Origin of the sequence: Synechococcus sp. OH2, from assembly GCF_047462155.1 — a bacterium.
Lineage (GTDB): Bacteria > Cyanobacteriota > Cyanobacteriia > Thermostichales > Thermostichaceae > Thermostichus.
The window spans coordinates 22121-29762 of record NZ_JANSIR010000105.1; the positions used below are offsets into that span (position 1 = coordinate 22121).

7 protein-coding genes and 1 pseudogene are annotated in these 7642 nt (G+C 60.7%); 6 read left to right on the plus strand and 2 right to left on the minus strand.

The genetic code is table 11. The features are described from left to right. The 6 genes and pseudogenes from NW835_RS10540 to NW835_RS10565 form a co-directional block, all read left to right on the plus strand. A pseudogene (locus NW835_RS10540) lies at window positions 1–103 on the plus strand (50S ribosomal protein L27); the annotation flags it as partial. A gap of 130 nt (window positions 104–233) precedes the next feature. After that, window positions 234–1727, plus strand: a complete 1494-nt coding sequence (locus NW835_RS10545; protein WP_414415259.1) for a cellulose synthase — start codon at window positions 234–236, stop codon at window positions 1725–1727. Window positions 1728–1984: 257 nt separating this feature from the next. Continuing rightward, on the plus strand, window positions 1985–3745 hold the full coding sequence (locus tag NW835_RS10550; RefSeq protein WP_414415260.1) for an MBL fold metallo-hydrolase: 1761 nt from the start codon (window positions 1985–1987) through the stop codon (window positions 3743–3745). A gap of 59 nt (window positions 3746–3804) precedes the next feature. Beyond that, a complete protein-coding gene (locus NW835_RS10555; protein WP_414378027.1) occupies window positions 3805–4557 on the plus strand; it encodes an ABC transporter ATP-binding protein in 753 nt (250 codons plus the stop codon). A 100-nt stretch (window positions 4558–4657) separates the two neighbouring features. Beyond that, a complete protein-coding gene (locus NW835_RS10560) occupies window positions 4658–5242 on the plus strand; it encodes a TIGR04376 family protein (protein ID WP_414363900.1) in 585 nt (194 codons plus the stop codon). A 190-nt stretch (window positions 5243–5432) separates the two neighbouring features. Continuing rightward, entirely contained in the window at window positions 5433–5729 is a 297-nt protein-coding gene (locus tag NW835_RS10565) for a PipX family protein (protein WP_414363901.1), read from the plus strand. 1 nt (window position 5730) lies between these two features. Here the strand turns inward: NW835_RS10565 and pheS are convergent, their stop codons facing one another. Both pheS and NW835_RS10575 read right to left on the minus strand, forming a co-directional pair. Beyond that, complete coding sequence (gene pheS / locus NW835_RS10570; RefSeq protein WP_414363902.1) at window positions 5731–6732, minus strand: phenylalanine--tRNA ligase subunit alpha; 1002 nt, start codon at window positions 6730–6732, stop codon at window positions 5731–5733. Between the two features lie 151 nt (window positions 6733–6883). Beyond that, window positions 6884–7495: a chromophore lyase CpcT/CpeT gene (locus NW835_RS10575; protein WP_414363903.1), complete on the minus strand. Its 612-nt coding sequence runs from the start codon at window positions 7493–7495 to the stop codon at window positions 6884–6886. Between the last annotated feature and the right edge of the window lie 147 nt (window positions 7496–7642).

A 7642-nucleotide genomic window follows, 5' to 3' on the forward strand; every position in this document is an offset into this window, starting at 1 on the left:
TGACACTTTGTTTGCGGTAGCCACCGGCATTGTCACCTTTGAGCGCTACGGCAAGTGGCGGAAAAAGGTGAGTGTCTACCCGGTTGAGACGGCTGCCCAATAGGCAGCGACTTGACCTGTTCTGGCCGGGCGACTGCCCAAGATAGCTCAATTTGTCACATCCCCTGGCCTGTCTGTGGGCAAAGGGGGCAGATCTGGGCCCGGCCCAATGCCCAGCACTGTGTGGAGCGCCTGTGAGATCTGCGGCTATGCGGATGTCTTTGTTTCGGGGAGTGGGGTTGCTCCACCTTATCGCTGGGGTGGCGTACCTTTACTGGCGCATCACCGAGGGGCTGACAGGCCTGGGATCCCTTGTGTTTTGGGGGGCGGAGCTGTACGTTTGGCTGGCGGCGGTGGGCTTTATCCTCAGCCGCTACTCCCAGGTGAGGCAAAAGGCGGTGCCAGGGCCAGAGGTGCTGCAGCGGGCATTTTTTCAACTGCCGCGGGTGGATGTGCTGGTGATGCGCCAGCGGGATTCTCTGGAAGCGACCCGGCAGACGGTGCTCTCGGCTCTGCGCCTGGACTACCCCTGGGAGCGACTGTTTGTCCATATTGTGGATCGGGTGGAAGACGGAGAGATGGCCAAGGTGGCACAGGCCATCCCCTGCGAGTACTGGCCTTGCCCCACCCCCACGACCGATCCCCTAGCCTACCTGCTGGGATCCGGCCAGATCCAGGGAGAATATCTGCTGCTGTTGCAGCCGGGCCATTTTGTCGAGCCGGATTTTTTGTGGCAGACGTTGCCCCTGTTTTATGACTCACTGGAGCGGGCTCCCATCGCCAATGCCACCGGCTTTGTGCAGGCGATGCTGCGCACCCTGGGCCGGCCCCAGGCCGTTCACCCCCTACAGCAGCTTTTGGCGGTGGGATCCCAAGGCTACCAGGCGGCACCGCTGCTGGGATCCGGCTGTCTCATTCGGCGGGCGGCTTTGGAGGGGATCCCGCAAATTGACATTCGCCGCCCTGTGCAGTTGGGGTGTCAGATGCACTGCCGCGGCTGGCAGTCCCACCTGGTGCGCCAGGCCCAGGTCACCGGCGTTTTGTTGCCCCTGCGCAACCGCCGCGTGGCTCTGCTGGCGATTTTTTCGGCCTTGCGGGAAAATCCCTTCTGGGGCAAGCCAACTACGCAGCAGCAGCGCTTTCAGTACCTGTGGCTGGCCCTCTGGGCTGCTGGCGGCGTGGCAGAGCTGGCCTATTTGGCGGTGCCGATCCTCTTTCTCTGCACGGGCTGGATGCCGGTGCCGGCCTTTGATAGGGTCTTTTTTGCCTGGTTTTTGCCCTACGCCCTTCTAGGGCGGCTCACCTGGCTGTTGGCTTTTCCTCCCTCTCTGTGGGGGGCTGCGTGGCAGTCAGAACGACAGACAGGTAGCCAGTTTTTCCAGTCCATTCAGGCGTTGGTGCAGGCGTTGCGGGGGGTGCCCCCCTATCCCGAACAGCCGTCCCAACTCTCTCTCGGCCCGCAGGCATTGGCCATTGTGCTGACACTAGCAGCAATGGGGGTGGGAGCCCTGCGCTTTGCTGGCAACTGGGATCCAACCTGGCTAGAGCTGCTGTTTGGCCTAGTCTGGGCCTTCTACAACCTGATGGTTCTAACGGTGCGCCCGGACGATCACGATTTTGCCGGCTTTGCCTTGCGTAGCCACAACCCGGCGCCGGAAGAAACAACAGATGCGCTCCCCAACTCCTAGGGCTGCCAAGCCAGGCACATGGCAAAGCCAAATTCCCCTATCATCCCGCTGTTGCATGGAGAGCATAGAGAAAATTGCCGGCTGCCCCGGCGTACAGTGGGCAACAGCTATGCTGGAAGAAGGATAGGATAGCAAGATCGGCATAGGTTGCCCTTGCTTTTCCGGGAGGTGTACCGGGGAGAGGGGTGATCTCCGTCCGAGCCGCCCTTGTGGTTTGCAGGATTGAGCGTGGTCTTCTAGTTAAAAACAACACATCTGTGGAGTCAGAGAGATCTCCCCTTCGACTAATCCCCCTGGGCACGGATCCCCGGCAGCAGGGGTGTGCCTACTGGCTGGAGATGGGATCCCACCGCTTGCTTCTCGATTGTGGCTTGCCTGCTCCCGCTCTCCTCAAAGCCTTGCCAGGGATCCCGGATGCAGTAATCTGCAGCCATGCTCACTTTGACCACCTGCAGGGGCTGCCCGCCTTTTATCGTCGCTACCCGCAGGTGCCTATCTATGCCACCCCCCTGACCGCCCACTTGGCCAGCGGCCTGTGGGAGCGGGGCGTTTGGCCGGGCTACGACCGGGAAATTCGCTTTCCTCCCTTTCGGGCACTGCCCTTTGGCCAGGCACGGGAGATCTTGCCCCATCTGATGCTCACCTTTTTCACAGCCGGGCACCTGCCGGGGGCGGCGACGACACTGTTGCAAAACACCCAAGCCGCCCCCGCCCAAACCTGCGTGTACACCGGCGACTGTTCCCTGGCCTCTACCCGTTTTGCTCCCGGCTTGGATCTCGCCGCTTTGCGCCATTGGCAGCCGGACGTGCTGCTCATCGAAGCCTCGCTGGGATCCGCTCGCCATCCACCCCGTCGCCATCTGGAAAACCGCCTGGTGGAGCGCCTGATCAGCGCCTTGGCAGCAGGACAGACAGTGCTGTTTCCGCTGCCGGTATTGGGGCTGGGCCAGGAGTTGATTTTCCTCCTCAAAGCCCACCACCGCTTTACCCAGGCTTCCCAAGAGCTGACAGTGTGGGTGGCGCCAGGGCTAGCCGCAGGCTGCGATCTCTACGAACGCTTGCTTCCCTACCTGCCAGAGCCAGTGCGCAATTTCGCCACCTATCAGCCCTTGTTCTGGGAAGACCGCCTGCAGCCGCGGGTGCAGCCCCTTACGGAGGTGGATCCCTTGCCCCAGGGCCTATTGCTGTGCGATGCCGACGCCGGGCCCGAAGCCTGGGAGCCCATCTGGTCGCGCTTGCTGGCCCAACCGCAGCGCTCCTGCTTGCTAGTGCGGCTGCCGGAAGTGGAGTTGGCCACCCCCTTTGACCAATGGCCAGGGCCACTGCGCTCCCGCATTGGGGTGGAGTGGTTGGCCTGGCACAGCCACAACGATGTTGGGCATCTGACCCAGATCGTCCACACCTTTCGCCCCCAACATGTGGTTTTGGTGCACGCCAGCCCCCAGCAGGTGCAGGATCTGGCGGATCTGCCGGAGCTGTGCAACCGTTACCATGTTCACTGCCCTCAACCCGGCCATTGGCTGGAGTTCCCCGACGGGCGCCTGCAAACCCAAGTCAAGCCGTCAGAATCTCCCAGGGATCCCACCTTGCGCTACGAGGGGGAGGTGGAAGAGATCTGGCAGGAACAGGGCTCGCCCCGGGCCTTGGCTGGTGTGCAGGTGCGTCTGCCCCCTCAGATTGCCCAGGATCCCCGTTGGGCCGCTTGGGCCGATACCGGCCTGGTGGAAGCCCGCTGGCAGGGATCTGAGCTGGTGCTGCGCGGCCTTTCGCCGCGAGAGCTGATCCGCCCGGCAGAGTCCGCCCCCGCCACCGGCATCGTGCCGCGCCCCAAACCCCCCCCTGTCTTCGCTGCCGGGGGCATGAGGTGCCAGAACTGCCGCTTTGCCCGCCAGATCTTGACAGCCCACACCCAAGTTCTTCGCTGCGACCAGGAGCGCTCCCCCCTCTACCGCCTCCGGGTGGATCCCCAGGGAAGCTGTCCCTACCACCAACCGCAGGAGATCCGCTCTTCCGGCTAGGGACCAGGGCAGTTGCCGCCCAAAGGCTCGCTAGAATGGGGCCAGTCGCGGTGTCAACCATGCTTGAGCAACAACCCTGGGCAGATCGTCACCAGGGGCCCGTGGGATCCCTGGAGCGCCCTGCCGCCTTGGCCTCGCCTCGCCCGCCCGTGGTGCGGATGGTCGGGGTGAACAAGATCTATCCGCTGCCGGAAGGCAGCTTTCAGGCCCTCTACGATATTGACTTGGTGATCGAGGCTGGGGAGCACTGTGCTATCATGGGGCCCTCCGGCTCCGGCAAGTCCACCCTGATGAACCTCATGGGCTGTTTGGATCGGCCCAGCTCAGGGCGCTACTGGCTGGACGGCGTGGAGGTTTCCACTCTGACGGATCGGGAGCTAGCCCGGATTCGCAACCAAAAGATCGGCTTTGTCTTCCAGCAGTTTCATCTGCTGCCTGTTCTGACAGCACTGGAAAACGTCATGCTCCCCTTGGCCTATGCCGGGATCCCGGAGCCAGAACAGCGCCGGCGGGCCAAGCAAGCTTTAGAACAGGTGGGCTTGGGGAGCAAGCTGCACCAGCGCCCAGCCCAGCTCTCCGGCGGCCAGCAACAGCGGGTGGCCATTGCCCGGGCCATCGTCAACCGACCGCAACTGTTGTTGGCTGATGAGCCCACCGGCGCCCTAGACAGCCACACCAGCCAGGAAGTGCTCAACCTTTTTGCCGAGCTCCACCGCCAGGGCATTACTCTTGTCGTGGTTACCCATGACCTGGAAGTGGCCCAAGCCGCCCAGCGCATTATCCGACTTGGAGACGGGCGTCTGTTGGCTTGAGGCAGACAGGGATCCAGGATCTGGGGATCTCACCGCAAGGGGCTGGCTTGCGCTAGTCTAAACGCAGCTAACTGAGCGCTCGGCCAACGAGGATCGGCCCATGAAATTCATCGAAGATATCATCCGATTTTTGGAAACCCGCCTGGAGGAATTTCTTAGGGCCCACCCCGAGATCGAGCTGCAGGCTCTTGATGAGCAGTTGCGCCAGCAGGAAGCGGATACTCTGCGGCTGTTGCAGGAAAGCCGCGCTCAGAAGCAGGCCCTCAGCGAAGCTCTCTCCGAGTTGGGCGAGGAGATCAAGACCTGGCACTTTCGCATCGAGAAGGCCGAGCGGGCCAATCGCCCCGATCTGGCCGAAGGGGCACGCCGACGGGAAGCCGAGCTTTTGGAGAAAGGGAGTCGGGTGTTTGGCCAAGGCAAGGCTCTGGAGGAGAAAATCCAGCAACTGGAAGCTCTGCTACCGCAAATTGCCCAGCGCCGCCAAGAGGTGAAAACCAAGCTGCAAGAAGTCAAAGCCGCCCAAGCCCAGAAGGCTGGCGAGCCGGATCCGCAGTTCAACCGCTGGGGCAGCCTGTTTGAAGAGGATAAATTGGAGGAAGAATTTCGTCGGCTGGAGATGCGACTAGCGGTAGATAAGGAATTGGATGACATGAAGAAAAAGGCGCAGGAACAGCAGCGGCGATAGCAGCCCGACCTGTGTCTAAAAGCTTTGTTAATCTTGAATCCAGTCGCAAAAGCCAAAATCAGGCTGGGTGGAACCTATGATTTGCGCTCTTGGTCTCAAGAGCCGGAGCAAAATCATTTCAGCAACTTTCTCGGCCAGCGAACAAGAAGGAAAGCCCCTCTTCTCCACCAAGAGTGATACGCTATTGGTCATGAATGAGCTGTATCTGAATCACCCTACATTTGGTTTGCTCTACAGCCTGTGTCGGGTTGACGAAAGTCAGGCCATCTTCACCACCCTTTATGCCCAAAGGCTGTTTTTTCGGGTTTACTTCAAGCCCCCCGATCACAACGCCGATCCATCTGCTCTGGAAGAATTGGTTTTTGACCCGATTAGCCGCAACGAAGCCCGCCAAGTTCTCGAAGAACAAATGCGCCTTTTGCGCCGTGCCAATCGCAAAGACGAGCTGGAGCACCTCCAGTTGGTTTACAAACGCACCTTTTCCTGACCTAAAATTGCGACAAAAAGCGCAGGTCGCTGCTGTAGAACAGGCGGATATCTTGAATGCCGTGTAGAAGCATGGCCACCCGCTCGACGCCGATCCCTGCTGCAAAGCCGGTGTAGCGCTCCGGGTCATAGCCGACCGCCTGAAACACATTGGGATCCACCATGCCACAGCCAAAAATTTCCAGCCACTTGGAGCCAAAACGCACATCCATCTCGGCAGAAGGCTCCGTGAAAGGAAAATAGCTGGGCCGGAAGCGGGTTTCTCGCTGGCCCAACAGGCGAGTGACAAACTCCTTGAGGGTGCCCTTCAGGTCGCAAAAGGTGAGGTTCTCGCCCACCGCCAAAATTTCCATCTGGTGAAACACGGCAGAGTGGGTGGCATCGACGGTATCGCGGCGCATCACTCGCCCAGCATGCACAATGCGCAGGGGCGGCTGGTGTTGCTCCATATACCGCACCTGGACCGAAGAGGTTTGGGTGCGCATCAGATAACCCTTTTCTAGGTAGAGAGTATCCTGCATGTCCCGCGCCGGGTGGTCAGCGGGGGTGTTGAGGGCCTCGAAGTTGTAGTACTCTGTCTCGATCTCCGGGCCATGAACCACCGTGTAGCCCATCCCCACAAAGATATCGAGCATGCGGTCGATGGTGGCCTGCAAAGGGTGGATCCGCCCCAAGGGCCGGCGCGGCCCCGGCATGGTGACATCCAGCCGCTCCGCCTCCAGGCGGGCCTGGAGCTGGGCTTCGGCCAAGGCCCGTTTGCGCTCATCCAAGCTGGATTGTAGGGCCTCTTTGAAGGTGTTGGCCAAAGCGCCAATGGCAGGCCGTTCTTCCGGGGGCAGCTTCCCCATGCCCCCCAAGATCTTCGAGAGCTTCCCCTTTTTGCCCAGATAGTCGATGCGGATCTGCTCCAAGGCCTCCAGATCGGCAGCCTGCGCCACCTGGGCAAGCGCCTCATCTTGGAGGGCAAGAAGCTGTTGGCGAAGCGTGTCTTGTTCGTCTTGCATGGGGATAGTTCATTCGCACATTCGCGTCAGCGTTGCCGAGCAGCCAGCAGAAAGGATCCCTGTTCGGACAGGTGGCGGGCCGCAGTTGCTTCCTCCAAAAGTATCATCTTTCGCCCACGGCGCCGAGATTGGCCAGGGATCCTCTTCCCACCTACTGCAGCAGCTCCACCTGCCAATCGACAACCTTGCGAAAGCGAAAAGGGCCGGCCAAAGCTCCCCACACCTGGCGGTGGGTAACCGGATCTATGCCGCGATCGTGGCTGCAAAACTCGCTCTCGCTCAGGTGCAAGGTGGTCTGCAAATAGGTGGTTTGGCCGTTGCGCACCACACAACAGCGGCAACCCGGCTCTGTCACGCCGACAAAGAGGGATCCCTGCCTCTTCACCTGCACATCACACCCCGGCAGGTAGGCCAGATCGGCAGCGCTCAGTTGGCTAAGTTGCTCCGCTTTCTCGCGAGCACACCCCCGCCACCGCTGCGGCTGCAGAGGACGGTAGTTGCGAATCACGATCCCGTCCCCTACTTGGGTGAGTTCCACCACTGCCTGACGATAGGGCTCCTCCAAATGGCCGCTGTAGGCCTGTTCCACATAGAAGCCAATCCCCCCCAGCACAGCAGTTGGCAAGGGACGATAGGCCACCCGGATCGAGGCAAAAAAAGGTGGGTTCTCCCAGGCTTGCTCTTGGTTGCTGAAGTCTCCCGCCAGCCAACGCGCCATCTGCAACAGCTCGGGGGAAGAGGTGGACTCCGACCAGTTCGACATAACCACGCATCCAGGAATTCCGTAGGGACTTATACCGAAAATCCCAGGCGGTCAACGACAACCTGCTCAGATTTTCCCCAACCTCTGCTCTGCCGAGGAAGCTCCGTAAATGTTAAATTATGTATCTTTTATGAAAAGGTTTGCATG